Consider the following 25,456-nt stretch of genomic DNA (forward strand, 5'->3'; position numbering starts at 1 on the left):
TCGACCATCAAATATTCTGGAGGGGACGATGGCCGTTCTGATTCGCACCGATACCGCTGCGATTTCTGCTTATGGCGCCGCCAACGCCGCTATGGCTACGCAGGTGGCAGCCGCCGGCGCTGCCGACGCCGGTGCATCGATGGCGGCGGCGGTGCCGATCTTCGGTTTGATCGGCCAGGACTTTCTCGCTGCCTTTGCTGTGGCCCAGGGAAACAACCTGGCCTCGGTGACAGAGATCGCGGCGGTGCACGCTGGTACCGCTTTGGTTTCGGCGCAGACTGTCGGCGCTGTCCAGGTCGATGAACAAATCGGCGTCGCCGCAATGAATTCCGTCAGATCTCGCTGACTATCGGTCGAATTCATAACCGCTGCGAACTATTCGGAGCGGGAGTTTCGTTCGCAATGAGGAGCAGTGGCAATGGGGATTGATACAAACGCATCCGTCGGGGGTGAGTCGAGCGAGATCCGGTTCGATTCGGTCGCGGCAATCAACGCGGCCGCACAGTTGGATGCGCTGGCTCAGCGGCTCGAAAACGATCTGCGTCTCGAGCAGCACACACTCGCACCCGCGCCGGCGGGAAGCGACGCGGTGTCTGTGCGGGCGGCACAGACGCTGACCGCTGTCGGTGAATCGTTTCAGCGCAACATGATCGACGGTGTGCTCGAGCTCCGCAAGATCGCCGCGAATCTGCGCGCACAGTCCGATCGGGTGGTGCGGAACGAGGAGACCAGCGCCGACGAGTTCCGTTCGCGGAACGTCTGACGGGACTCGGCTGATGCTCGAACCCGCACCTCCAGGTTTCACAGGCCAGGTCTGGGAGGCGAAGCCGCCGCAGGACCTTTCCCGGGACTTGACCACGGGGGCAGGCGCGCGGCCTTCCGCCGAAGCGGGGTTGGCGTGGGCACGGCTCGGAGCCGGGTTCGGCCTCGCGATGGTGGAATTCGAGAGAATTCTCGGCAGCATCGACGGTGCCTGGCAATCCGATGGAGCCAGGGCAACAGTCGAGAAGATCTCGGCGCTCCGGCATTGGTTCCTCGACATGGCGACCGCCGCCGCGTCGAACGCCGCGCAGGCAGAGGCGCATGCGGCAGCTCATCAGGTCGCCAGGTTGGCGATGCCCGATGCCGGTGCGATCGCCGCGATCCAGTCTGCGCAGCAGGCATTGGAGGCGGTGAGTGCGTCGCTCGGAGCGCCGATGTTGGCCAAGGCCGCGCAGATCGATGGGGAAGCGGACCTCGCCAAAGCGACCGCCGCGCGGGTGATGCGCACCTACGAACTCGTGACAGAGCCGTTGGCGACACCGTGGGAGCAGCCTCAGCCACCGGTCATCGCAACCGTCGACGCACTGGTCACCGAAACCACGACGGAGACAACGACTCCTGTTCCGGTTGGCGGTGCCGCCGTGCCGGTGGGTCTCGGGGCGCTGTCGGTCCCGATGCGGCAGACGGCGTATCGAGGTCGGATGGTGACTGCCGGGGTGACCTCGGTCGCGGCGCCTGTGACTACCGCTCAGCCCGTGGCGATGTCGCACGGATCGGTGCCGATGGCGCCGGGCGCTGTATCCGCGGCCAAGGAAGAGGAAGAGCACACGAGCCGTGCGGGTCTGTTGTCCGCGGGCGAGGGCGACTTCGGCGATGCCGGGGTGCAGGCGGCACCCGCGGTGCTCGGCGGCTCCGCGGCGACCGCGCAGCGGGCCGCCACACCGGTGCAGGGGGCGACCGCGTGACCACGTTGACCACAGACGGGCTGTTGACATTGACCGATCGCCTCGGTGTGCAGACATTGCCGACCGTGCTCGCGGTATGGCCGCAGTGGGAGACCTACGACGAACTGCTGAGCGCACGCGAGCACGCGCTCGCCGAGTTGCGGGCCGATGGTTCGGTCGATGCCTACGGCGAGGTCTCGTCCGAGCTGAGCGACGCGTTGACCGCGCTCGCCAATCCGGAACGTGAGCTGGTTGTCCGTGTCTACGGCGCGGACGAAACCGTGCGAATGAGTTTGGTCCGGCGCGGCGAGCGACATGCGTTCGCGATTCGGCGCGGTGACGACTTCGAGATCAGCTCGATTTGGAGCGACGGATCAGGAGCCGCGCTCGCGCGCCCGATCCTGGAGGGTCTCGGCCGACGTGACGCCGCGCAGGTGGAGAGTTTCAGTGCACCGGCGGCTGAGGTCGCGCAACGACTCGACGGCGCGACGGAGTCATCCGACTACGCGGACGCGGTCTACGCGCTGGGCGTCAACGGGCGCGACGCCACGGCGTACGGATTGGCTTTCGGATCCTGCCGTTCCTTTGCCGAAATCGTCGCGTACGCGCACGAGGACGGCATCACCACGAGTTCCCCGGGAGCCGTTGTCGTCTACGACACCGCGCACGGCCGCATCGCGGCTGCTCCCGGTTCAGCCCCGGACCAGCGGGCGTGGTCGACCGTCACGCCTGGGACCGATCATCGCGTCGCGCAGGCGATCGCGGGATTGGTCGAATCTCTGCCGGGGGGGAGGTGGATGCCCGGCTAGATCAGGGTTTTCCGCCAGAAATAGAAGTCCGGTGCTGCCGAATTCGGCGAATCGGTCCGGAAGGTCCGGAACACTTTCAGGAAGGTGCCTTTCATGGCTCAGTTTCAGGATGAAGCGAAGGCTGTCGCGGCAGCCAACGTGATGGAGACCTCTATCGCGTCCGTCCGTCGGACGTTGCAGGAGATCACGGCGTCGATCGAGGCGTCGCGCCCCGGTTGGGTCGGTGACGCGCAGGCTCAGTTCGACAAGGTCTCCACCCAGTGGAACCAGGAGTCCGCGGATCTGAACAAGAAACTCGACGATATCCACGTGGCGGTTCAGAACGGCACCAGCGGCCTGTCGCAGATGAACCAGGCCAACGCCGCCGAGTTCTCGCATCTCAAAGTCTGACCGCACACTTTACAACGGGAGGAAATCATGTCCGAACAGCTTTATAACCCGACTTTTATCAATCCGCTGATCAGTTCGCTTCGTGACGAGGTCACGAAGCTGAACACCGTTGCCGGTGAGATGGAGCACGGCTACTCCGAGATGCAGGCGGCCTGGATCGACCCGAATTCGGGCCAGACCAGCGAGTCCTTCACCGGCTTCAACACGGTGTACCAGGTCTGGAAGACCGACTTCAGCGACACCGCGGCCCAGCTGAGCGACCTCGCGACCAAGGTGGAGACCGCCTTGCAGAATGCGACCAGCACCGACCAGAAGGTCGGTGACTGGTTCATCCAGTAGCGGCCATCGGTTGGGCACCCCTTTCGGATCATCGAAAGGGGTGCCCAGCCATATCGGCGGCTATCGTGAACCGGTTCGAGTAGTTCATTGGAGGAACAGTGCCTGCCCAGCTGACCACCCGCGCGCAGGTCAACGGCTATCGCTTCTTGTTGCGCAGGCTCGACCACGCTCTGATCCGGCGTGACGTGCGAATGCTGCACGACCCCATGCGTTCTCAGTTGCGTTCATTGGTGGCCGGGGCGATCCTCGCGTTGCTGATCGTCGCAGGGGCGGCGATCATGGCGTTTCTGCGTCCGCAGGGGGCGATCGGTGACGCGAATATCGTCATGGGGAAAGACAGTGGTGCGCTCTACGTCGTGGTGCGTGACAACAACACCAAGAACATCACCGCGCTGCATCCGGTGTTGAACTTGGCGTCGGCCCGGTTGATCACCGGCAGTAACGAATCGCCTACTTCGGTGAATGATCGTAAGCTCGATTCGGCGCCGCGTGGGCCTATTCTCGGTTTGCCAGGTGCGCCGGGAGCGCTGCCCGCTTCGAAGCAGAGCGAACGATCCGATTGGACGCTGTGTGACACGGTGCAGCTGTCGAAGTCGGGTAGTGCGATCTCATCGCCCGGGGTGGTGACCACGATGGTCGCCGGTCGGCCGCACTTGAACGCGGTGATCCGCGAGGCGGCTCCGGCGGCGGCGCTGCTGGTGAGCAGGGGCGACAAGACCTATCTGATCTACGACGGCAAGCGCGCCGAGATCGACACCAAGAACACGGCCGTCGCACGGACACTTCGGCTTTCGGAGTATCAGCCGCGGGCGGTGAGCACGGGGTTGTTGGACGCCGCGCGGGAGGTGCCGGTGTTGACCCCACCGAATATTCCGCTTGCGGGCCAGCCGGGACCCGGTCGTTTGAGCGAGGTGCCGATCGGTGGCGTGATCAAGGTTTCCACCGCCGAGGGCGATGCCCTGTATGTGGTGCAAGCCGGTGGCGTGCAACGGATCTCGCCGTTCACGGCGCAGGTGATCCGGAACGCGAATTCGCAGGGGATGTCGGAGATCAAGTCGATGCCGCCGGACATTCTGGATGGAATGGCAACGGTGTCGGGTCTGCCGATCAATGAGTTTCCCGACGAGATCCCGACCATTCTCACGGGAGAGGACGCCCCGGTGGCGTGCCTGTCGTGGACGAAGACGAAGGCGATTCCGACCAAAGCACCGGATGCCACCGAAGCACCCGCTGATCGGGCGGTTGTCACATTGCTCGCCGGAACGCGGTTACCGCTTCCGGATTCGGCGAAGGCGGTCACCGTGGCCACCTCCGACGGCACCGGAGACCGGATCGATGGCGCCTACATTCCGCCGTCCTCGGGTGAGTTCATCCAGATCACCGGGATCAGCTCGGGCAGCCCACGGCGCGGCAGCCTGTTCTATGTTGCCGACAACGGAATCCGGTACGGCATACCGGATCTGGACACCGCCGAAGTGCTCGGCCTGGGGCGCACCCCGAAGCTGGCGCCCTGGGAGATCGTCGGCCAGCTCGTGCCGGGGGCGACGCTGTCGAAGCAAGCCGCTCTCACAAAGTACGACTCCTTGCCCACCGGCAGTTGACCTTCCGACACGCAGAGCCCGTCCGGCCGACAAGGCTGGACGGGCTCTGTTGTCTGGGGAACCGGCTCAGACGCCGAGGTAGTGCTGCTCGGTGGGGGTGGTGACGAGTGTGGCGGTGGCTGTGGAAGTCGGGGTGTGCACGGTGATCGTGTTGGCCGATTGCGGATCCTGGATGATCGTGACATCGACTTCCGGTCGGGGCACGGAGGTGAACTCGCGGGCGATATTCACCACGGTCGCCGACCCGGGCGGCGCGGAGGCGGGAACACCATCGAACACGATGACGGTCGCGGGTGCTTGCGGTCCGCCGCCTGCGGGCGTGACTCGGGCGCCCGCACCGCGCGGCGCCACCGTAAGAGCCGTCGGCGCACCGACATTGGTGACCATCGTGTGCCATGCGGCCGGACGATCCGTATGGACGATCGCCCCGGCCCCGAGCGCGATGGCTCGCAGGATGACCTGCTGGGCGAGGTAGAGGTTGCCGACGATCTCGATCCGGCGACTGCCGACACCGACGAGCGGAATGGCCACGCCCCGGCCCGAGCGGTCGGCACCGATCAGCTGCCCGCAACCGGTGGTGGGGATGCTGAGGTCGGCGAGGGCGTCGAGCCCACCGCGATAGCCGACCGCCCCGGTGTCGCGGCTACCGATCGGCAGGCTGTCGGCCAAGGCCCAGAGTTGACGTCGGGGCAGCGGTCGCAACCCGGCCAGTGGTATTTCCTCGAATTCGGTGTAGGTGTCATAGCGGACTCGCGCGTCGACTTCGATCATCTTGCGCCGCTGACCGAGTCGGGCACGGGTGTCGTCACCGGACAGCAGTCGCACCATCACCGTCGTCGCCAGGCTCGGCACCGCCCACACCCGCGCGAAGCCGTCGGCGGTGATGAGTTCGTCACCGATCTGGTAGCTCGTCAGGTAGACGTCGGCTCGTTCCAGGGAGTCGGGTCGTTCGTCGAACTGGTCGATCGCGATGCCGCGACTGAGTTCCCGGATCGCGACGCTCATGTCGGCGGAGGTCAGAATCGCGGCCTTGATGCCGTTGGTCGCGAGGCGGTTGGTCACGCGCAGGGTGGCGATGATCGCCGCGCGCAGCGTGCCCTCATGACCGCTGCCCCGGTTGGCGATGGCCTCGGCGTTGGCCAGCGGATCCAGGCGGAGCACGATCCACATGGTGCGCTGCGCGATGGCGGGTAGCGGGCCGAGGATCTGGTCGTACATGCGGCCGAGCGGCGCCACCTGGGCGGCGTACCCGGTGAGCACGGCGTCGGTGCTCGTGGTGCGGGTGCCGGTGCTGACCACATCGATGGAATCGAGGGCGATGTCGAATTGCCGCAGGCAGTGGGCGATTTCGGCGAGTGGCAGGACCTGGTCGGTACTGAGTGAACCACGGTCGAGCAGGGTGAGCGTGTCCGGCGGCGAGTCCACGCGCAGCATGGTGACCAGGCAGCGGCCGTCCCAGCGCACACCGGCGCTGCCACCGTCGGGCAGCGGGACGTCGAAGGTCGAGTCCTGTTCGATGATGGTCCGGGTGCGCTGGCGCCACCTGTAGTGCACCCACGCACCCACCCGCAGGCCGATCGGAACCCCGCGCACCGGGGCGAATCCGCACGCGGCCACCACGAGGCAGACGATCATCGTCGCCCACCACGGCGCGCTCAGCGCGATCGAGATCAGCGACGCCACGACCTCGATGAGCGCCACCGGGATCACCAGTCCCAGCGGTAGGTGGCGGAACAACCAGAACTCCTGCGAGCTCAGCCCGGAGGTGCCGGGCTGCTCGGGCTCCTGGGAGGTCCGTTCTTCTGACAGTTGTTGAATACTCACCGATCTCCACCCGACCCGAACACACGCCGACGTCGTCACGCGTGCGTTCTCGTGCCTCTCTCAGTTGGTTTGCCGCGCTCAGTTCGCCGAGAATCCGAGCGAGGCGAGCAGTCCGTCCAGGGCGACTGCCATATCGGGTTCCTCGATGCGCATCAGGATCGAGTCGTCGACGCTGGACAGGTCGAGGGAGTTGTCGTTGGCGAGCCGGAACTCGCGTTCCTCCTCGGCCGCCTCGATGACATTGCGGATGAAACGACCGTTGCCCGCCAGGTCGACCCCGCGGCGGGGCTGACCGCTCTGATCGGTGCTGTGCGTTTCGTAGAGACCTCGACAGGCGAGGACCAACCGGTCGAGTGCTTCCCCGGAGAGCGTGGAGTCACGTGACGCCGCGATCACCTCGCCGATCTGGCCGAGTTCTTCGGGTGTGTAGGAGGGAAACTGCAACCGCTTCGAAAAGCGCGACGCGAGACCGTCGTTCGCCGCGAGAAAACGGTCGATCTCACCGTCGTAGCCCGCGATGATCACGACGAGCCGGTCGCGATCGTTCTCCATGCGAGCCAGCAGGGTGTCCACGGCCTCCCGTCCGAAGGCGTCGCCACCGGACAGGCCGGTCTGGATGAGGGTGTACGCCTCGTCGATGAACAGCACCCCGTCCATCGCGCTGTCGATCACCTTCTCGGTCTTGAGCGCGGTGCCGCCGAGATTCTGGCTGACGAAGTCGACACGCTTGGCCTCGACAACCTTGTCGGTCTTGAGAATGCCCACGCCGCAATAGATCTTGGCGACCACCCGCGCGATCGTGGTCTTGCCGGTGCCGGGCGGGCCGGTGAACGCGAGATGCTGCCCGCGCGGCGCGCTCGACAGCCCCTTCTCCGCGCGGATCCGGGCGAGCTGGGCGGTGGACTGCAGCTTGGCGACCTGGGTCTTCACCGAAGCCAGCCCGATCTGCTTGGTCAGCTCGGCCCGTGCCTGTGCGAGCACGGTCTTGGCGCGGTCCTGGATCTGTGCGTCCTCGAGATCGGACATCGACGGCGCCGAGGCCGGATCCCACTTGTCGGTCCTCGCCTCCAGCGCCTCGCGGGTCGTCACCGTCAATCGGTAGGTCTTGTCCCGCATCGCGGCGGCATTGGCCTCGAAGTCCGGTGCCTGTGAGTACACCTGCTCGAACAGCTTCTGCGCTTCCTCGGCCTTGCCGGTTTCGCGCAGGCACAGTCCGCGACAGAACATGGCCGTGGTGCGTGCCGCCGGGATCGGACCTGCCTCGGCTTGCTCCAGGCGTCGGATCGCCTCGCCGAACAGGCCGAGTTGTGCGCAGGCCGAACCGACCATCACGTGGGCGCCGGCCGCGAGATACGGGTCGTCCCAATCGGCGGACCCGGGCAGCACCGACATCACGTCCGACCAGCGTTGGGTCTGGTAGTGCAGGACGCCACGGATGTAGGCGCAGATCCGGTCGTCGACGAGTTTGTCGGGGTCGGCCGGTTTCGCGGCTCGATGCTCGGCGAGTTCGTCGAGGATCCGCTCGGCTTCGCCGTACTGCTTGTCCGCGATCAGCTGGGCCGCGTACGCGAGCCAGATCTCGGTGAAGCTCGACAGCGGGTAATCGATGTAGAGGCCGGGCGTGAACCGACCGGCGAGCTGACGCGGCGCCAACCCGACCCTGCGCTGCTCGCGATTGAGCGTGCTCGTACTCGTTCGGTGCAGATTGACCAGCACTTCCTGGGTGAGTTCCCCCGCCGCGGCCCGGCCGAGCCAGGCGTCGCACATGCCGTCGTCCCATTCGGTCGCCCGAGTGAACGCCAATCTGGCGTACTCGAGGTCGCGGCTCGACTCCTGTCCGTCGATGCTCAGCCCGAGCGAAAGAACCCCCGCGTCGAAAGCCCGTTGTGCCTGGCGAATATCAGTCATTCGCACTTCCCCCGAAATCTATGTTCCCCGTGTAGCTTTCGCCACTGTAGCGCCAGCACGTCGTGGTGGTGCACCGACCGAAACGGTCGGATACATTATGAACGATTGCCCGATTCGGGCAAACGTGACAGCGCAGGGGGAGCTAGTAAGTGACAGCGCAATCGAGTGGTGGTGTGGGAACCACCGAGCCCGAATTGTGCCGTGTGTCCGTCATCGGGGGAAACACCCAGCTCGACGTCGGCCTACCGGCAAATGTTCCGATCATCGCCTTCATCGATGATTTGGTGGCCTTGATCGAGTCGCGGGATCCGCAGCAGCCCGACCAGGAGGACGGCGCGGCCCCGTTGGAGGCGCGTCATCACACGCTGGCCCGCCTCGGCCGCGACCCACTGAGGCCGAACCAAACCCTCGCCGAGGCCGAGGTTTTCGACGGTGAGTTGCTGGTGTTGCGGTCGGTCGCCTCGGCCGAATCCCCGGCGTTGTTCGACGACGTCATCGACGCTGTGTCCCGCCTGACCGCAGAGGTGTTCCACGGCTGGTCGGCCGCCTCGGCACGGATGGTCGGGTTGGTCGTGGCCACGGTCGCGATCATCGCCGGTCTCGGCTTGTCGGCGCTGACCCGTGGTCACGGCGCAGACCTGATCGCCCCGATCATGCTGGCCGGTGCGGCCATCGGCTCGTTGGGTGCCGCGGTGATCGCGGTGCGCAAGCTCGGTGCCGAGTTCGTCGGAGCCATGCTGGTGCTGTACACGCTGCTGCTGGTTTTCGGCACCGGTGCCCTGATCGTGCCGGGCGCGCTGGGCGCGCCACACGTATTGCTCGGCTGCACAGCCACTCTCGTAGCCGCGATCGGCTGCTATCGGCTCGCGCGAGTGGGAACGACGATGATCGCCGCGACCGCGACCCTGTGTGCGCTCGGCGCCGTCGCCGCCGCGGTCCGGTTGTTCTGGGAGCCGGGGCTCGACGCGATCGCCGCCGGTCTCGTGGTCGGTGCGACTCTGCTGTTCTCCGCGGCGGCGCGACTCGCGGCAGGCTTCGCCAAGCTGCCCATCCCGCCGGTGCCGACCGCTGGTGCGGCGATCGATCCGGCCGACCACGAGCCGCGTCCGACGATCGAGGGCATCGGTGCGATCGGTGCGACCGTCCTGCCCTCGGCGGCGGGTCTCGGCCTTCGGGCCCGCTACGCCAACAACTTCCAGACCGGCATCGTCGGCGCGGCCGCGTTCGTAGCGGCGGCCGCCGCGGTGGTCGCGGCCGACCCGTTCGGTGCCGCGGGCAAGCCGGGCATCGCCCTGGCGGTCGTCACCGCGACGATCTTGTGCCTGCGTGGCCGTTCCTTCGCGGATCTGGCCCAGGCGTGCGCCATGATCACCGCCGGGTGTCTGAGCTTCATCGCGCTGATCGTCGCGCTGGCGCTCGGTGACCCGGAGATGCTGGTGACCTCGGTCGGGTTGCTGCTGTTGTTCGCGATCGGGTCGGTGGTGTTCGGTGTCCTCGGCCCGCACGCCGAGGCGACGCCGCCGACTCAGCGTGCCATCGAGATCTTCGAATACATCCTGATCATCTCGATGGTGCCGCTGGTGGTGTGGATCATGGATGTGTATTCGATCGCCCGAAATCTATGACGCGCCGAGTACCCGCGCGGCGCACGAGAATGCTCTGTGCCGCAGCACTTCTCGTGGCCTCGACACCGATCGTCGCGCAGTTCGGCGAGCCCCTGGCCGTCGCCGCACCACACGGACAGCTGTTGCCCGCGATTCTTCCGCCGGGCATCGACCACGCCGCGCTCGGCGTCGCCCAGGACATCAGCGGGCGGGCGGCGCCGCTCGAGCCGACGGAGCAGCGAACCGTGTGCGCCCAGCCACGGCTGACCGGCGCACCGCCCAAGGAAGCGCCGGTCGCCCAGCGGGTGCTCGATCTCGAGTCGGCGTGGCAGTTCAGTCGTGGCGCCGGTCAGAAGGTCGCCGTCATCGACACGGGGGTCAATCGGCACCCGCGTCTGCCCGCACTGCAGACCGGTGGTGACTACGTCGCCGACTCCGACGGAACGGTGGATTGCGACGGCCACGGCACCCTGGTCGCCGGCATCATCGCAGCGCGGCCGAGTCCGGACGATGCTTTCGTCGGGGTCGCGCCCGATGCCGAGATTCTGACGATCAGGCAGCTCAGCCTCGCCTACCAGGCCAAGGACAAGCGCGGCGATCCACCGCCCGGCACCATCGACGACTCCGGCTACGGAAACGTGCTGACACTCGCGGGTGCGGTGGTGCGAGCTGTCGATTTCGGCGCGACGGTGATCAACATTTCCGAGGTCGCCTGTGCGACGGCAGGCAGCAACACCGCCGACGGGGCGCTCGGTGCCGCCGTGCAGTATGCCTACGAGCGCAATGTGGTGGTCGTGGCGGCCGCGGGCAATGTGCAGAGCGACGGCGCGTGCTCGGCCCAGAACGACGGCACCGGCTGGGGGAGTGTGAAGACGGTCGCCAGCCCGGCCTGGTTCTCGCCGTATGTGCTCGCGGTCGCCTCGGTGGATCCGAGCGGGGCGCCGTCGGAGCTGTCGCTCAACGGCCCGTGGATCGGTGTCGCGGCCATCGGCAGGCAGATCGTTTCGCTCGACAGCAAGCCGGGCGGTACCGGTCTGGTCGATGCTGTCGAGACGTCGGAGGGATTGAGCGCGATCGAGGGGACCAGCTTCGCCGCGCCGTATGTCGCGGGGCTGGCGGCCCTGGTGCGCGCGAGGTTCCCGCATCTGACAGCCCAGCAGGTGATCGATCGAATCGTGCGGACCGCGCACCAGCCGGGCGCGGGCCGCGACGACAAGATCGGTGCGGGCTTGATCGACCCGACCGCCGCGCTGACCGATCAGTTGCCCGAACAGCCGATCAGCGCGAACGCGCAGAGCCCGCAGGCGTACCTGCCCGCGCCACCGCGCGCGCCCGAGAGCCCGTGGCCTCGGCGCATCGCCGTCTTCGGGTCGTTGGCCTGCCTGAGTGCCCTGGTGATCGGCTACGCGGCCGCCGCACCGTACCGGCGCAGGCAGACGAATGAGCAACTGCCCGAATTGGATTCGTAACCCGGAGGGGGAACCATGGTTACCGAAGGTTTTGTCAGACGCCCGCGAATAGCACCACCGAGGGCGCCGGGGGGTGAGGTGACGCTCAGTCCGCCGCCGGAAATCCAGCGACCGATTCCCACCCCCATGCTGCTCAAGCTCATGCCGGTGGTGATGGTCGTCGCGGTGGTCGGCATGCTCGCGATGTTCGTGATGATGGGTCGCAACCTGCTGGCCAATCCCATGATGATGATGTTCCCGATGATGATGCTCATGTCGATGGTCGGCATGTTCGCGGGCATGGGACGCGGTGGTGGTCCGAAGGCGGCAGGCGAGCTCAACGAGGAGCGCAAAGACTACTTCCGCTATCTGGACCAGATCCGCAAGGATGTTCGCCGGACGGGCAACAAGCAGCTGGAAACGCTGATCTGGAGTCATCCGGCGCCCGCCGACCTCCGCTCGTTGCTCGGCACCCGGCGGATGTGGGAGCGCAGGCCCAACGATCCCGACTTCGGCCACGTGCGCGTCGGGCTCGGCAGTCATCGCCTGGCCACCAAGTTGGCCCGCCCGGAGACCGGTCCACTCGAGGATCTGGAGCCGGTGTCGACGGTCGCGTTGCGGCGGTTCGTGCGCACCCATTCGGTCGTTCACCTGTTGCCGACCGCGATCTCGCTTCGTGCGTTCCCGGCGATCAATGTCGGCGGTTCGATCGAGGACGCTCGTGCGTTGATGCGGGTGGTTCTGATGGAGCTCACCGCTTTTCACGGGCCGGACCACCTGTCTGTCGCCATCGTGTGCGCCGAGGCCGACGGACCGGCGTGGTCCTGGGCGAAGTGGTTGCCGCATCTGCAACATCCCACGGCGAAAGACGGCATGGGATCGGCCCGGATGATGTACCAGTCCCTGGCCGAGCTCGAGACCGCGATGGGTGACGAGCTACTCGATCGCGGTCGGTTCATGCGCAACTCGCAAGTGCCGGACGGGCGTTCGCATCTCGTCGTCGTCATCGACGACGGGTACGTCAGCGGCTCCGAGCGGCTGATCAGTGAATCGGGTCTGGACGCGGTCACGGTTTTCGACCTGACCGCGCCCGAGAACGGCCTGGCCGCTCGACGCGGGTTGCAGCTGGTCGCCGTGGCGGACGAGCTCTTCGCGCGCAGCGCCGCCGGGACGGAGAAATTCGCCACCGCCGACCTGGTCACCGCCGAAGAAGCCGCGACTTTCGCCAGGCAGCTGGCCCGGTACCGGCTCGCCACCGCGGCCCAGATCGTCAGCCTCGGCGACAACACCTCGGGTTCGACCGACCCCGGTCTCATGGCTCTGCTGCGCATCCCGGATGCGGCGCAGATCGATCCGGCTCAGGTCTGGCGGCCTCGCACCGGCCGTGAGCGGCTGCGGGTGCCCATCGGCATCACGCCCGACGGCACTCCGGTCGAGCTCGACATCAAAGAATCCGCCGAGAACGGCATGGGTCCGCACGGTCTGTGCATCGGTGCGACCGGCTCGGGTAAGTCGGAATTCCTTCGCACGCTTGTGCTTTCGATGGTGACGACACACTCGCCCGACCAGCTGAACCTCGTGCTCGTCGACTTCAAGGGCGGCGCGACCTTCCTCGGCCTCGACCCGCTCCCGCACGTCGCGGCGGTGATCACCAACCTCGAGGACGAACTCGAGCTCGTCGACCGGATGAAGGACGCGCTCGCCGGTGAGATGAACCGCCGCCAGGAACTGCTGCGTTCGGCAGGCAACTTCGCCAATGTGAACGACTACGAGAAGGCGCGGGCCGCGGGCCTGCCGCTCGACCCTTTGCCTGCGCTGTTCGTGGTGGTCGACGAGTTCTCCGAATTGCTCGCACAGAAGCCGGATTTCGCCGACCTGTTCGTGATGATCGGCCGACTCGGCCGGTCGCTGCACGTGCATCTGCTGCTCGCCTCGCAGCGCCTGGAGGAGAACAAGCTGCGCGGCCTCGACTCGCACCTGTCGTACCGAATCGGTCTTCGCACTTTCTCGGCCAACGAATCCCGCGCGGTGCTCGGCATCACCGATGCCTACCATCTGCCCGGTGTGCCCGGTTCGGCATATCTGAAGAGCGATGCCGCGGATCCGTTGCGGTTCAACGCGACCTACGTGTCCGGTCCCTATATCGCGCCGCGAACGGTCACCCGTCGGTCCAACGGTGAGGTCGTTCTCGACCTGCCTGCCCGCGTATTCACCGGTGCGCCGGTCGAACTGCCCGAACTACCCGAACGTGCGCCCGAACCGGAACTCGACGACCCGCTCGGATTGCCGCCCCCGCCGGACGAGGGAGTCCCCGACACACTGCTGCAGGTGGTGGTGAAAAGGCTTGTCGGGCACGGCCGTCCGGCGCACGAAGTCTGGTTGCCGCCGCTCGAGGACTCACCCTCGGTCGACATGCTGCTGCCCGAACCCGACTGGCGTTCGCCGGTCAACCGCAACGGTCAGCTGATGTTGCCGATCGGCATCATCGACAAGCCCTACGAGCAGCGTCGTGACGTGCTCACCCTCAATCTCGCCGGCGCCCAGGGCAATATCGCCGTGGTCGGCGGCCCGCAGTCGGGTAAGTCGACCACTCTGCGCACCATCATCATGGCCGCGGCCGCCACGCACACACCGGTGCAAGTGCAGTTCTACTGTCTCGACTTCGGTGGCGGCAGCTTGGCCGGGTTGGTCGGCCTTCCGCACGTGGGCTCGGTGGCGAGCAGACAAGACGTCGATCAGGTCCGGCGCACCATCGCCGAACTGACCACGCTGGCTCGTCAGCGCGAGGAGCGATTCAGCGTGCTCAGGATCGAATCGATGGCGGACTTCCGGCGGCGCAAGTTCTCGGCCCTCGCCGCCAACGGTGGTGTCCTACCCGCCGATCACCCGCTCGCCGACGACCTGTTCGGTGATGTGTTCCTCGTCATCGACGGCTGGAGTGTGATCCGCGAGGAGTTCGAGTCACTCGAAACCCAGATCAACGGGCTCGCCGAGCGCGGGCTCTCCTACGGTATCCACGTGATCATCGCCGCGTCCCGATGGGCGCAGATCCGGCCCGTGGTCAAGGACCAGATCGGTACCCGGATCGAGCTGCGTCTCGGTGATCCCTCTGACTCCGAAATGGGCCGCCGAGCAGCGGTTCTGGTCCCGGTCGGCCGCCCCGGCCGAGGGCTCACCGCCGATCAGCTGCACCTGCTGATCGCGCTGCCCCGACTGGATTCGGACTCCGACCCGGAGACGGTGTCCGACGGCGCCGCCCGCGCGAAAGCGGACCTCGCCGCAATGTACGGCGAGATGCGCGCACCGGCGGTGCGGATGCTGTCGCTACAGATCGATCGCACCGAACTGCTCGACCGCACCCGCGCCGCGGGTATCCAGCTCGGGCCGACCAAGGTAGTCGTTGGCGTCGGTGAATCCGAACTGCAGCCGCTGGTCCTCGATTTCGGGGCGGAACCGCATTTCATGGCCTTCGCCGATGTGGAATCGGGCAAGACGACACTGCTGCGCAACATCGTGATGGGAATCATCGAGAACGCCACGCCCGAGGCCGCCAAAGTTGTTCTCATCGACTACCGGCGAACGATGCTCGGCGTGGTCGACGAGGCGCACCTGGCCGGATACTCGTCGACTTCGCAGACTGCGGTAACGCTGGTCAACGAGATCGCGCACTACATGAGCACCCGACTGCCCGGTGACGACATCACACCGCAGCAGCTGCGCGAACGCAATTGGTGGACCGGGCCCGAACTGTACGTCGTGGTTGACGATTACGACATGGTCGCCGGCGGTGGGCTGGGCGGCGATCCACTGACCCCGCTGCTCGAATACCTGCCACATGCTCGTGACATCGGGCTGCACGTGATCATCGCGCGCCGCGCGGGCGGTGTCTCGCGCGCACTGTTCAACGGTGTGCTCGGTGCGATGAAGAACATGTCGGTGGACGCGTTGGTGATGAGCGGCCCACGCGACGAGGGACGGATCCTCGGCGATGTGCGCCCCACCAAGCTGCCGCCGGGTCGGGGCATTCTCGTCTCGCGCACGCGTGGGGAGGAAATGATGCAGGTCGCGTACTTGCCGCCGCTGTAGCAGAGTCGAGGGTGTCGGCGCCGCGGGGCGGATGATGGGGGACATACGCGCCGAGGAAGGCGAAGAACCATGAGCAAGACGGTCAACGGAATCACGTTCTCCACTCCTGAGGAAGCGGGCGTCGAGCAGTTGACACCCGAGGAATTCGCCGCGGCGCGAGCGATGTTCGCCGCGGCGCGACGGCAGGCCGAAGACGAGCAGGTCAACGGACCGTTCTATCCCGCGATCGAACCGTACGACCACGGCATGCTCGAGGTCGGCGACGGGCATTCGATCTACTGGGAGGTCAGCGGCAACCCGGACGGCAAACCCGCCGTTGTCGTCCACGACATCGGTGCCGGTGGTGAACGAGATTTCCGGCGGATGTTCGATCCGGCGGTGTATCGCATCGTCGTGTTCGACCAGCGCGGGTCGGGAGCGAGCACGCCGCACGCGAGCGAGCCGACCACCTCGATGGAGTTCATCACCACAACGCACCTCCTCGCCGACCTGGAACGACTGCGGACTCATCTGCGGGTCGATCGCTGGTTGATCTACGCCGAAGCGTGGGGATGTGCCGTGGCACTGGCCTATGCGGAGCAGTATCCACAACAGGTGACCGAACTCGTCCTGGTCGAAGTTGCGCTGTTCCGGCGTGAGGAAATCAACTGGTTGTTCGGCGGCCTCGCGCGGATCATGCCCGCGCAATGGGAGATCTTCACCGATGAACTCGAATTGATCGGTGCCAAGGAAGATCCGGTCGCGGGCTACCACACTCTGTTGAACCACGGCGAATTGTCGGTGCGCGAGCAGGCTGCGGCGAGCTGGTGGGACCTGGGCCGCGCGTTGCCGAATTCGCTGCTCTACACCGACCACGAAGCGGGGCATATGTTCGGATTCGGGCTCCTGTCGACGGCGATGTATGCCCTTGAACAGTTCGCCGCGGACCGGCCTTTCACCGGGTGGGACTCGTTGTAGTAGATGTGTTCATCGGATTTCCGCAACGACTGCTCGGGCGCGCACCAGTCTTTCGTCGTCGACGTCGATGGGCGGGAATTCACTGTCGATGATGTGACGCTCGATGTCGCGGGCTGGTGGGCCCCGGTTCCGACCAGATGATGGGGGCGGATTCCGGGTAGTTCAGCAGGGGCTGATGCACCTTCTCCATCAGCGAGCATCGGTGTAGTGGGCGGCCACTGTCATCGTGCCCGTCTACGCCGGGACGATACGGGGAGGTGCGGTGAAGGCTCTGCGGCGCTCGGCGCGTATGTCGGCCTTGGCGTGCCACCGGGCTTTGAGCTCTACTCGCTGGCTGTAGTAATCGAGCTCTAAATCTTCCGGCATTGCGATCGGTCCGAGCTCAGGCCGTTTCGTTCGACGAAGGTCGTGAAATGATCCGACATCGCTTTGTTGAACAAGCCGCGCTACTCGTGTCATGGGCCGGTGATGACCGCGACTGCGCGTTGTTTGGCGTCGTCGGAGATTTCAGGAAGGCGGAATTCGTTGTAGTTGATGTGCTGGATGAGGTCGTCTTCCGGTGGTATTCCGTGTTTGCGGAGGTAGTGGCCTACGGCGCCTGACCAGATCCAGGTTCCGTCGGTATGGAAGGTGACACCATCAGCCGACCCACCCGTTCGGGAGCAGGCGTCGAGTGGTCAGTCGTGAAACATGCATTGCCTCAAGCGAAATCCGAGCCCGGACCGGCCGCATCGGTGGCGTGTCGCGCGCCCTCTACGACCCCGTATGCCCCCGCTCTAGCCACGTAAGGAGTACCGGCTCGGCGCCGTCCGAGCCGGGTGGGACGGGACCACTCGGCGTTCGAACAGCGCGCGCGAGGGTCCGTGGGCGCCGGGCCCGGCGATCCTGGCCAGCTGGAAACCGGCCCGGCGGTAATAGTCGTGCAGGTCGGAGTTGGTTGTCCAGGCGTCCAGACGCACCCAGGCGCGGTCCGCGCGTTCGGCCAGTCGGTCGGCGTGGTCGAGCAGGTGGCGGCCGACCTCTCGGCCCGCGAACCGGAGGTCGACGATCATGAAGTGCACCACCACCGACTCGGCCAGTTCCCACGGCGACCACAGGCCGGGATCGCTGCGCCGATTGACGGTGATCGTGCCTGCGGGCTCTCCGTCCACTTCGGCGACCCACGTCTCACCCGCGTCCAGTGCGCGACCGACCTCGCCCGCGAAGATCTCGATCGGACGGCCCTTGCCCGCCACCGTCCACTGATCCGAACCCCGCGCGGCCAGCCACGCCGTGCGCTGCACCCGCAGGCGGCAGATCAACGGCAGGTCACCCAGGGTGGCCTGCCGTAGCCGCACGCTCATGGCAAAGCGACGGCGTGACCGGGTGCGATGCCGAGGGTGCGGGCGATGACGGCGGTCCCCGCCTCGTCGCCGAGTTGGTAGGCCAACCGGTTGCGGCCGGCCAGGGAACGGTGACGGGTCGCCCGGGTGACCCGTTCGTGATTGGCTCCGATACGCAGATGATCCAGCAGTACGGTGCCGGTCGCGACGCCGAGCACCACCGCCTCCTCCGCGGTCGCCGGCCGGGCGACGACCGTGTCGCGGTGCGCGGTCTCGCCGTAGCCCCGGTCGGCGAGGCGGCGGGTGGTGCCCTCAGGGATGTCGTGGGGTGAGTCGATGCCCGCGGCTTCGGCGAGGTCGCGGGGGTAGAAACTCACCTCCCATGACCACGGTTCGTTGTCGAGGTACTGGACCACCGTCCGGGCCAGCACCCAGGAGGCGGGCGGGACGCCGAGCCAGTGCGCGACCTGGTCGTCGGCCGGTTCCATGCAGGTGCTGAATTCCTTGGCCGGTTGCCTGCTCGCCGCCCGCGCGATCTCCTCGAAGATGTCGTGCGCCGAGCGCGGACGATCACGCCGGATGTGGTCGGTGACCACGGATTCCAGCACTTCCTGGTTTCGAACGATGGTTCCGCGGGAAGTCGCTGTGTAGACCAGGTTTTCGGCGACGAGTACCTGGATGGCGTTACGCGCGGTGGTGATCGAGACCTGCATCTGCTCGGCCAGCTCGGAATGGCTGGGCAGCCGGTCGCCCGGTTTCCAGGTACCCGCGCGGATCTCCTCGCGGAGGAGGTTCGCGATCCGCAGATAGGTCGGACCGTCCGCCATCATGCTCCTCGGTAGGTCGTGCAGGTAACGAAGTGTACTCGTCTGGGTTACCTACGGCCGAGTAATGCTTGACAGTGAGCTTGCGAGGTTTATTGTAATGAACGTCCTGATCCGGTGCTGTGCGGCGACGACGGCGAGGCAACGTGGCTGGTGCGGAGAGTTCTACGGTTGTAATGGCTTTCCCCGACACATTGCGATGTGTCGATTCCGCAGGTTCTCAGGCTGATACCGGTTTACTGCCCTTTTCCGACCTACTGGTCCGGGCATGTCGCGGGCACCGGGTGGTCGGTGGGCCGTTGCTGTGGTTCGCACGCGACCTCGCGGTGCTGCACGAGAAGCGGGTGGTCGGCCGTGGCGGCCGCGTCGAGACCGACGCCGTGGTGCTGCGTGAGATCGATTGCCGACGAAGCGAATTGGTCCTCGCTATCGACGACTGGGTGCTGCGCGGCGTGCCGCAACACCGACTGGGCGCAACGCTGCACACCGAAACCATCGGTGCGGTCATCGACCGGTTGGCGGAGTCCTCGGTGCGGGCTCACCACGCGCTGATGACGCTGGACGCCGACGACGAGCTGCTGCACAGCGCCTGGCACCACCTGGCCGAATTGGCCGACGCCTACGACGATCTGGTGCGCGATGTGCTCGCCGGGCGGCGTCGGCTGCCCGAATGGTGACCGCTCAGCGGTAGCGGTTGTGTTCGGCGCCGAACTCGTCGGCGACCGTCGCGGCCAGCTCCACGTACGCGCGCTTGGTCGACTTGTGCAGGCGGTGCAGGTCGATCTCGGCGCCCTCGGACAGGTGCTCGTCGAACGGGATGATGTGCACGGCACGGCAGCGCGACAGGAAGTACTCCCGCAGCTGCTGCACACCGACGTTCGGTGAACCCTCACGCGGCAGGTTGATCACGACCACCGCGTTGCGCACCAGGTGGTCGTGCCCGTGCAGCGACAGCCAGTCGAGCGTCGCGGCGGCGCTGCGGGCACCGTCGATTGCCGCCGACGAGATCAGCACCAGCGAATGCGCCAGGTCGAGCACGCCGTTCATCGCCGAGTGCATCAGGCCGGTGCCGCAGTCGGTGAGGATGATGTTGTAGAACCGCTGCAGAATGCGGGCGACGGCCCGGTACTCCTCGTCGTTGAACGACTCCGAGGCGGCCGGATCACGTTCGCTGGCAAGCACTTCCAGCCTGCTCGAACTCTGCGAGGTGTGCCTGCGCACATCCGAGTACCGTTCGATCGCCGGATCGAGCAGCAGGTCGCGCACGGTCGAGCGGGTCTGGATGGCCACCCGCTGGGACAGGGTGCCGAAGTCCGGGTTGGCGTCGACGGCGATCACCCGGTCGCCGCGGATCGACGCGAAGATCGACCCGAGACCGGTGGTGGTCGTCGTCTTGCCGACGCCACCCTTGAGCGAGAGCACCGCGATCCGGTAATCACCACGCACCGGCTGCCGGATACGGGCGACCAGCTCCTGCAGGCGCCGCTCCTCGGCCGACATTCCCGGGTTGATCGCGCCGCCGGAAACATGGTGCACGGCCTTACGCCATCCACTGCCCGGCGCCTTCTTGACCCGCTTGACCGGCACATTGTCCAGTGACGGAGGTTGATAGCCGGGGTTACCCCAGCCGGGCTGACCGTAGGCGGGTTGCTGGTACTGCGGTGCGACATGCTGCGGTGCAACGTTGTTCGGGGCGTGGTGCGGCTGCGCCGGTCCACCGTGGGGTGTGCCGTCCGGCGCGTGGAAGGGCTGAACCGGGGCACCGTTGGGTGCTTGGGTCCAGGTGCCGTCCGGCGCCTGGTACTGCTGGGGCGCGACCGCCTGGTACGGCTGTGCCGGTGCGCCATCGGGTGCGTGGAGTGGACCCGGGTACGGCGGCGCCTGGGAGCCGTCGGGCGCCTGGTACGGCTGAACCGGCGCGGCAGTGCCCCGTGAATACTGCTGCGTCTGAGCAGCATTCGGGCCCGCCTGCGCGGCGTTTCCGTGGGGATAGGTGCCGTCCGGCTGCACTCGCGTGCCGTCAGGGCGGTACTGGGGGAGCCCATCGCTTTGGTATGGATGAGCGGGGCCCGCATCGGGTGCCTGCGGGTAGCCGCCGCCGATGGGCTGCTGTGCCGGATAGACAGTCGCATCACCGCTCTGTGCGGTCGGGTCGGCGGTGGCCTGCTGCGCGAGTTCGGGCTGCGAGGGCGTGGCGTCCGGCGTCAGCTGATGACGTGGAGGTGTTCCCTCGGGGCGGGAATGCGGCGCAGGCTGTGCGAATTCACCTGAGCGGTAAGCAGTTTCAGACGGCCGACCCTGCGCGACGGCGGCGCTGTCGCTGGGCGACACACCCTGCAGCCGCGGGTCGTCGGCCCGGAACATCTCGGTCTGCGCATCGGGTGCGTGCACGGAAGCGCCGTGCGACAGATCTCCGGGAATCGAATCGTATTGCGACGCGGAGAAAGCCGGTCCCTGCGGTACCTCACCGGACGCATAGGGCGAGACAGGCGCCACCGAAGCCGCGACGTCACCGGAGGCGTACGGCGACCCCTGCACGACGCGACCTTGCTCGGCCTGGGCTTGGTCGGCGCGGTCCTCGGTCTGTGTCGACGAAGGGCTCGCCGAATATCCGGCGTCAGCCGACTCGGCGGCAACGGAAGCCGCCGATGCTCCAGTGGCCGGCCCGGATGTCGGTGCACCAGAAGTGTTGTGTACCGCCGCTTCTTGATGCGCGTCCCGGGTCGACGGATCCGGCTGGCCGCCGGTGGACGGCGCAGGTTCGGCTACCGGGGGCGAAGAGGTCGAGAGCGCCTCGATCGGAGTGTCCGATGACAGCGGATCGACGGGTGCCGAAACCGCTTCGGCACCCGATGTCTGCGGACGCGCGGGTGACTGCGACCAGACCGGAACGGCAGGCGGCGCCGGCGAGTCCGCAGGGGAAGGCGACGACATCGGCACGGCGGGCGGTGCGAGCGGGTCGGCAGGCGCAGACGACGAGACCGGATGGGCAGGCGGCGCCGGTCGGTCCGCGGGGGAAGGCGACGACATCGGCACGGCGGGTGGTGCGAGCGGGTCGGCAGGTGCAGACGAGGAGAGCGGATCGGCGGGCGGTGCGATCGGGTCGGCGGGTGAAGGCGACGAGACCGGAACGGCAGGCGGCGCCAAAGGGTCGGCGGGGGAAGGTGGCGACACCGGCACGGCGGACGACGCCAGCGGGTCCGAGGGGGACGGTGTGGCGGGCGCGAGCAAGCGTGGCGGCGCCTGGGTCGGGCGCGCCGGGGGATCGGGCAGCGGGGGAGGCGGCGGGAGGTCGGGCAGGCTGCGCTGGTTCGAGGGCCCGAGCGGTGTGAAGCCCTCGGACGGGGGAGCGGGGGTCCGCGTCGGGAGGGCCGCCGCGGCCTGCTCGGCAGGTGCCGGGGGCAGTGAAGGGCCCGAATGAGCTGGCGGAACGGCCGCATTCGGGATCGAGTGCGACGGCGAACTGGTGTGCGTCGGCGCGGCCGAGAACGGGGCTGGTGTAGCGGGCTGCCCGGTGTTCCACGGGGAGAACGCATCCGGCCCGGTCTGCGGCGGCATGAGCCGGTCGGGTGCGCTCTGTTCCTGGGGCCGAGCGGCGCCGGCCGAGGACCGCGAGCCGGCGGCATGCTGAGCGGAGTCGCCCGCCGCGCCGGAGTCGAGCCTCGGCGGAGCGAGTGGGTCGGTGCCTTGCTCCCACGTGCCTGCCTGGGCCGGCCGGGTGGAGCCGTCCGAGCCCGACCGCGTCGGCGGGGCGAGTGGGTTCGTGGCACCGCCCTGAGCCTGCGGCCAGGGCGCGCCGGTCGAGGCCGGTGGCCAGGAAGGATCGGCGCCCTGAGTCGGTGCGGGCGCGCTCGATGCCGACGGATTCGGACCGGGCATCAGCGGGTTCGCGGTCGACGGCGCATGCGGATCGTGGAAAGCGGGGCCTTGGCCGGTGGCGCCGGTTACCTGACTCGGCTGTTCGGGCTCGCGCTCCTTGCGGCGGCGGCCGCCCTTCTTCTCTTTGCGCGCGCTGTCGTCGCCGCGCAGGAACCGGCGGCGCTTGGGTGCCTCGTCGATCGGTTCGTCCTGTGGCAGGTTCTCGACCGGTGCCTCGTACCCGACCTGGGTGACTTCGCTCTCCGACAGCCATGGCGGCAACATGGGGAGGCTGTCGTTGTTGCGGCTCACCGGTGCGCTCCGCTCACCAGGGTCCCCCGATCTGATCGACCCACTACTTGCGACGCCGGTGAGTTTACGCGACAACCCGATCGGCGTGGCGGGCGCCTCATGCCTGCCCGCATGCCCACCGTCGACGTCTCCATTGTGCGACGTGCGCCACGTTCAGGGTGTACCGTCGGGGTCTTTTTGCCTCAGCGCACACGGCCCGGTAAGCTTGAGCGGCGGTGCACCTAGGCGCCGACTGTTCGCGTGCAAACCCGGGAAGTTCGTCGGGCCTGTGGGTGAGCAGCTACGAGGTATTCCACTCAAGGTTGAGCATAACCGGGATCGCGGAGGATATGGCGAAGAAAGACGGGGCCATCGAGGTCGAGGGTCGAGTTGTCGAGCCGCTGCCCAATGCGATGTTCCGGATCGAGCTCGAGAACGGTCACAAGGTTCTCGCGCACATCAGCGGAAAGATGCGGCAGCACTACATTCGCATCCTTCCGGAAGACCGCGTGGTCGTGGAGCTCTCGCCGTACGACCTGTCCCGCGGCCGGATCGTCTACCGCTACAAGTGATGCCTGCCTGACGTCGCGAGCCTGAGGCCCGCGGCGTCACACGGTGTTCCGGCCCAGGTCGGAACGCGACAAGAGACTTCCCCAGTCGTCGGCTGGGGAAAAACTGTGTTCACAGACCCTTGTGAACCCACGAAAAGATTGGACGGACGTGAAGGTTCAGCCGAGCGTCAAGAAGATCTGCGAGAAGTGCAAGGTGATCCGCCGTCACGGTCGGGTCATGGTGATCTGCGACAACCTGCGCCACAAGCAGCGTCAGGGCTGATCCAGCCTCACCGCCGGGCACCGATCGTCTGATCGGACTGACCGAAAAAGAAGAACTCCCAGCTCCAGCGCGTACGCACGTGTGCGCGCCAACCACCGGTACGGAGGCCGGTGCCCCCATTTGCGAAGACGGGGGGACGGACAGGGAGCAGACCTCCGCAACCATTAAGGAACCTGCCACATGGCACGTCTGATGGGCGTCGATCTCCCGCGCGAAAAGCGCATGGAGATCGCGCTGACCTACATTTTCGGAATCGGGCGCACCCGCGCCACCGAGATCCTGGCTCAGACCGGCGTCAGCCCGGACCTGCGCTCGAAGGATCTCAGCGACGACGACCTGAGCAAGCTGCGCGACTACATCGAAGCGTCGGAGTTCAAGGTCGAAGGTGACCTGCGCCGCGAGGTCCAGGCCGATATTCGCCGCAAGATCGAGATCGGCTGCTACCAGGGCATCCGCCACCGTCGTGGCCTGCCTGTGCGTGGTCAGCGCACCAAGACCAACGCGCGTACGCGCAAGGGTCCGAAGAAGACCGTCGCCGGCAAGAAGAAGTAGGGATAGCGTATGCCTCCGAAGAGCCGGGCCGCTGGCCCGAAGAAGACTCAGAAGTCGCGTCGCCGGGATAAGAAGAACATCCCGCACGGCCACGCGCACATCAAGAGCACGTTCAACAACACCATCGTCTCGATCACCGACCCCGAGGGCAATGTCATCTCGTGGGCGTCTTCGGGCCACGTCGGTTTCAAGGGTTCGCGTAAGAGCACCCCGTTCGCCGCGCAGCTCGCTGCCGAGAACGCTGCCCGCAAGGCGCAGGAGAACGGCGTCAAGAAGGTCGACGTGTTCGTGAAGGGCCCGGGTTCGGGCCGCGAGACCGCGATCCGTTCGCTTCAGGCCGCTGGCCTCGAGGTCGGCTCGATCTCCGATGTCACTCCTCAGCCGCACAACGGCTGCCGGCCGCCCAAGCGCCGTCGCGTCTAGCGGGAAAGGAAACAGCTAAAAATGGCTCGTTATACAGGCCCCATCACCCGCAAGTCGCGTCGTCTGCGCGTCGACCTCGTCGGAGGCGACCAGGCGTTCGAGCGTCGTCCTTACCCGCCCGGCCAGCACGGCCGCGCGCGGATCAAGGAATCCGAGTACCTGATGCAGCTGCAGGAGAAGCAGAAGGCTCGCTTCTCCTACGGCGTCATGGAAAAGCAGTTCCGTCGCTACTACGAAGAGGCCAACCGCCTCAAGGGCAAGACCGGCGACAACCTGCTGCGTCTGCTCGAGTCGCGTCTGGACAACGTCGTGTACCGCGCCGGTCTGGCTCGTACCCGTCGTCAGGCCCGTCAGCTCGTCAGCCACGGCCACTTCCTGGTCAACGGCGTCAAGGTCGACGTGCCCAGCTACCAGGTCTCCCAGTACGACATCATCGATGTCCGGGAGAAGTCGCTGCCCACCCTGCCGTTCCAGGTGGCGCGTGAGACCGTCGGCGACCGTCAGGTTCCGGGCTGGCTGCAGGTCGTCCCCGGCCGCCTGCGCATCCTGGTGCACCAGCTCCCCGAGCGTGCCCAGATCGATGTGCCGCTGCAGGAACAGCTCATCGTCGAGTACTACTCGAAGTAAGCGCTTTTGGTGGGGGCCGTTCCTACGACGGCCCCCGCAATCACTGATTAGGC

Annotated in this window: 23 protein-coding genes; 18 read left to right on the top strand and 5 right to left on the bottom strand. The window is 66.8% G+C overall.

Annotated features, from left to right (window positions below; genetic code table 11):
* Positions 1–28: 28 nt before the first annotated feature.
* From ACWEVR_RS01160 to eccB, 7 genes are all read left to right on the top strand, one after another.
* Positions 29–346, top strand: a complete 318-nt coding sequence (locus ACWEVR_RS01160) for a hypothetical protein (protein WP_452465335.1) — start codon at positions 29–31, stop codon at positions 344–346.
* A gap of 72 nt (positions 347–418) precedes the next feature.
* Entirely contained in the window at positions 419–763 is a 345-nt protein-coding gene (locus ACWEVR_RS01165) for a PE family protein (protein WP_378668257.1), read from the top strand.
* A 13-nt stretch (positions 764–776) separates the two neighbouring features.
* A complete protein-coding gene (locus ACWEVR_RS01170; RefSeq protein WP_452465336.1) occupies positions 777–1,727 on the top strand; it encodes a PPE domain-containing protein in 951 nt (316 codons plus the stop codon).
* On the top strand, positions 1,724–2,515 hold the full coding sequence (locus ACWEVR_RS01175; protein ID WP_452465337.1) for an ESX secretion-associated protein EspG: 792 nt from the start codon (positions 1,724–1,726) through the stop codon (positions 2,513–2,515). Before ACWEVR_RS01170 ends, ACWEVR_RS01175 begins: the two co-directional genes overlap by 4 nt.
* 93 nt (positions 2,516–2,608) lie before the next feature.
* On the top strand, positions 2,609–2,905 hold the full coding sequence (locus ACWEVR_RS01180; protein ID WP_378668253.1) for a WXG100 family type VII secretion target: 297 nt from the start codon (positions 2,609–2,611) through the stop codon (positions 2,903–2,905).
* A 27-nt stretch (positions 2,906–2,932) separates the two neighbouring features.
* Positions 2,933–3,244 carry a WXG100 family type VII secretion target gene (locus tag ACWEVR_RS01185; protein ID WP_378668251.1) on the top strand — a complete coding sequence of 104 codons (312 nt, stop codon included), beginning with the start codon at positions 2,933–2,935 and terminating at the stop codon, positions 3,242–3,244.
* Positions 3,245–3,342: 98 nt separating this feature from the next.
* A complete protein-coding gene (gene eccB / locus ACWEVR_RS01190) occupies positions 3,343–4,845 on the top strand; it encodes a type VII secretion protein EccB (RefSeq protein ID WP_452465338.1) in 1,503 nt (500 codons plus the stop codon).
* A 66-nt stretch (positions 4,846–4,911) separates the two neighbouring features.
* Here eccB and eccE read toward each other — a convergent pair whose 3' ends face one another.
* On the bottom strand, positions 4,912–6,669 hold the full coding sequence (gene eccE, locus ACWEVR_RS01195; protein ID WP_452465339.1) for a type VII secretion protein EccE: 1,758 nt from the start codon (positions 6,667–6,669) through the stop codon (positions 4,912–4,914).
* A gap of 78 nt (positions 6,670–6,747) precedes the next feature.
* A complete protein-coding gene (gene eccA, locus ACWEVR_RS01200; protein ID WP_452465340.1) occupies positions 6,748–8,577 on the bottom strand; it encodes a type VII secretion AAA-ATPase EccA in 1,830 nt (609 codons plus the stop codon).
* Between the two features lie 149 nt (positions 8,578–8,726).
* Between eccA and eccD the strand changes: the two genes are divergently transcribed.
* The 5 genes from eccD (at position 8,727) to ACWEVR_RS01225 (ending at position 17,274) form a co-directional block, all read left to right on the top strand.
* Positions 8,727–10,202, top strand: a complete 1,476-nt coding sequence (eccD, locus tag ACWEVR_RS01205) for a type VII secretion integral membrane protein EccD (protein WP_452465341.1) — start codon at positions 8,727–8,729, stop codon at positions 10,200–10,202.
* On the top strand, positions 10,199–11,650 hold the full coding sequence (gene mycP / locus ACWEVR_RS01210) for a type VII secretion-associated serine protease mycosin (RefSeq protein ID WP_452465342.1): 1,452 nt from the start codon (positions 10,199–10,201) through the stop codon (positions 11,648–11,650). Before eccD ends, mycP begins: the two co-directional genes overlap by 4 nt.
* A gap of 15 nt (positions 11,651–11,665) precedes the next feature.
* Positions 11,666–15,715, top strand: coding sequence for a type VII secretion protein EccCa (gene eccCa / locus ACWEVR_RS01215; RefSeq protein ID WP_452465343.1), 4,050 nt, complete (start codon positions 11,666–11,668; stop codon positions 15,713–15,715).
* Between the two features lie 69 nt (positions 15,716–15,784).
* Positions 15,785–16,672, top strand: a complete 888-nt coding sequence (locus tag ACWEVR_RS01220; RefSeq protein ID WP_452465344.1) for an alpha/beta fold hydrolase — start codon at positions 15,785–15,787, stop codon at positions 16,670–16,672.
* 413 nt (positions 16,673–17,085) lie between these two features.
* Complete coding sequence (locus ACWEVR_RS01225; protein ID WP_452465345.1) at positions 17,086–17,274, top strand: hypothetical protein; 189 nt, start codon at positions 17,086–17,088, stop codon at positions 17,272–17,274.
* Positions 17,275–17,448: 174 nt separating this feature from the next.
* On the opposite strand, the gene ACWEVR_RS01230 is transcribed toward ACWEVR_RS01225, so the two are convergent.
* Complete coding sequence (locus ACWEVR_RS01230; protein WP_452465346.1) at positions 17,449–18,015, bottom strand: GNAT family N-acetyltransferase; 567 nt, start codon at positions 18,013–18,015, stop codon at positions 17,449–17,451.
* Positions 18,012–18,821, bottom strand: a complete 810-nt coding sequence (locus ACWEVR_RS01235; RefSeq protein WP_243749851.1) for a GntR family transcriptional regulator — start codon at positions 18,819–18,821, stop codon at positions 18,012–18,014. Before ACWEVR_RS01235 ends, ACWEVR_RS01230 begins: the two co-directional genes overlap by 4 nt.
* A 296-nt stretch (positions 18,822–19,117) precedes the next feature.
* Here ACWEVR_RS01235 and ACWEVR_RS01240 point away from each other — a divergent pair, with 296 nt between their 5' ends.
* A complete protein-coding gene (locus tag ACWEVR_RS01240) occupies positions 19,118–19,495 on the top strand; it encodes a DUF4254 domain-containing protein (RefSeq protein ID WP_452465347.1) in 378 nt (125 codons plus the stop codon).
* A 4-nt stretch (positions 19,496–19,499) separates the two neighbouring features.
* Here the strand turns inward: ACWEVR_RS01240 and ACWEVR_RS01245 are convergent, their stop codons facing one another.
* On the bottom strand, positions 19,500–22,988 hold the full coding sequence (locus ACWEVR_RS01245) for a nucleotide-binding protein (RefSeq protein ID WP_452465349.1): 3,489 nt from the start codon (positions 22,986–22,988) through the stop codon (positions 19,500–19,502).
* A 329-nt stretch (positions 22,989–23,317) separates the two neighbouring features.
* On the opposite strand from ACWEVR_RS01245, the gene infA reads away from it, so the two are divergent.
* The 5 genes from infA to rpsD all read left to right on the top strand — a co-directional run bounded on the left by infA (position 23,318) and on the right by rpsD (position 25,403).
* Complete coding sequence (infA, locus tag ACWEVR_RS01250; protein ID WP_003418601.1) at positions 23,318–23,539, top strand: translation initiation factor IF-1; 222 nt, start codon at positions 23,318–23,320, stop codon at positions 23,537–23,539.
* Between the two features lie 148 nt (positions 23,540–23,687).
* A complete protein-coding gene (gene rpmJ / locus ACWEVR_RS01255; RefSeq protein WP_011207363.1) occupies positions 23,688–23,801 on the top strand; it encodes a 50S ribosomal protein L36 in 114 nt (37 codons plus the stop codon).
* A gap of 180 nt (positions 23,802–23,981) precedes the next feature.
* Complete coding sequence (gene rpsM, locus ACWEVR_RS01260; RefSeq protein WP_067491000.1) at positions 23,982–24,353, top strand: 30S ribosomal protein S13; 372 nt, start codon at positions 23,982–23,984, stop codon at positions 24,351–24,353.
* A 9-nt stretch (positions 24,354–24,362) separates the two neighbouring features.
* Positions 24,363–24,776 carry a 30S ribosomal protein S11 gene (gene rpsK / locus ACWEVR_RS01265; RefSeq protein WP_019045110.1) on the top strand — a complete coding sequence of 138 codons (414 nt, stop codon included), beginning with the start codon at positions 24,363–24,365 and terminating at the stop codon, positions 24,774–24,776.
* Between the two features lie 21 nt (positions 24,777–24,797).
* Entirely contained in the window at positions 24,798–25,403 is a 606-nt protein-coding gene (rpsD, locus tag ACWEVR_RS01270; protein ID WP_067490998.1) for a 30S ribosomal protein S4, read from the top strand.
* Positions 25,404–25,456 lie beyond the last annotated feature (53 nt).

This window comes from Nocardia sp. NPDC003979, assembly GCF_053605015.1.

What these genes read in the sequence shown, in the direction of transcription:
- ACWEVR_RS01160 (WP_452465335.1), top strand. Translation starts at nt 29, where the DNA reads ATGGCCGTTCTGATTCGCACCGATACCGCTGCGATTTCTGCTTATGGC.
- ACWEVR_RS01165 (WP_378668257.1), top strand. Translation starts at nt 419, where the DNA reads ATGGGGATTGATACAAACGCATCCGTCGGGGGTGAGTCGAGCGAGATC.
- ACWEVR_RS01170 (WP_452465336.1), top strand. Translation starts at nt 777, where the DNA reads ATGCTCGAACCCGCACCTCCAGGTTTCACAGGCCAGGTCTGGGAGGCG.
- ACWEVR_RS01180 (WP_378668253.1), top strand. Translation starts at nt 2,609, where the DNA reads ATGGCTCAGTTTCAGGATGAAGCGAAGGCTGTCGCGGCAGCCAACGTG.
- ACWEVR_RS01185 (WP_378668251.1), top strand. Translation starts at nt 2,933, where the DNA reads ATGTCCGAACAGCTTTATAACCCGACTTTTATCAATCCGCTGATCAGT.
- eccA (WP_452465340.1), bottom strand. Translation starts at nt 8,577, where the DNA reads ATGACTGATATTCGCCAGGCACAACGGGCTTTCGACGCGGGGGTTCTT.
- mycP (WP_452465342.1), top strand. Translation starts at nt 10,199, where the DNA reads ATGACGCGCCGAGTACCCGCGCGGCGCACGAGAATGCTCTGTGCCGCA.
- eccCa (WP_452465343.1), top strand. Translation starts at nt 11,666, where the DNA reads ATGGTTACCGAAGGTTTTGTCAGACGCCCGCGAATAGCACCACCGAGG.
- ACWEVR_RS01220 (WP_452465344.1), top strand. Translation starts at nt 15,785, where the DNA reads ATGAGCAAGACGGTCAACGGAATCACGTTCTCCACTCCTGAGGAAGCG.
- ACWEVR_RS01225 (WP_452465345.1), top strand. Translation starts at nt 17,086, where the DNA reads ATGATCCGACATCGCTTTGTTGAACAAGCCGCGCTACTCGTGTCATGG.
- ACWEVR_RS01230 (WP_452465346.1), bottom strand. Translation starts at nt 18,015, where the DNA reads ATGAGCGTGCGGCTACGGCAGGCCACCCTGGGTGACCTGCCGTTGATC.
- ACWEVR_RS01235 (WP_243749851.1), bottom strand. Translation starts at nt 18,821, where the DNA reads ATGGCGGACGGTCCGACCTATCTGCGGATCGCGAACCTCCTCCGCGAG.
- infA (WP_003418601.1), top strand. Translation starts at nt 23,318, where the DNA reads ATGGCGAAGAAAGACGGGGCCATCGAGGTCGAGGGTCGAGTTGTCGAG.
- rpsM (WP_067491000.1), top strand. Translation starts at nt 23,982, where the DNA reads ATGGCACGTCTGATGGGCGTCGATCTCCCGCGCGAAAAGCGCATGGAG.
- rpsK (WP_019045110.1), top strand. Translation starts at nt 24,363, where the DNA reads ATGCCTCCGAAGAGCCGGGCCGCTGGCCCGAAGAAGACTCAGAAGTCG.
- rpsD (WP_067490998.1), top strand. Translation starts at nt 24,798, where the DNA reads ATGGCTCGTTATACAGGCCCCATCACCCGCAAGTCGCGTCGTCTGCGC.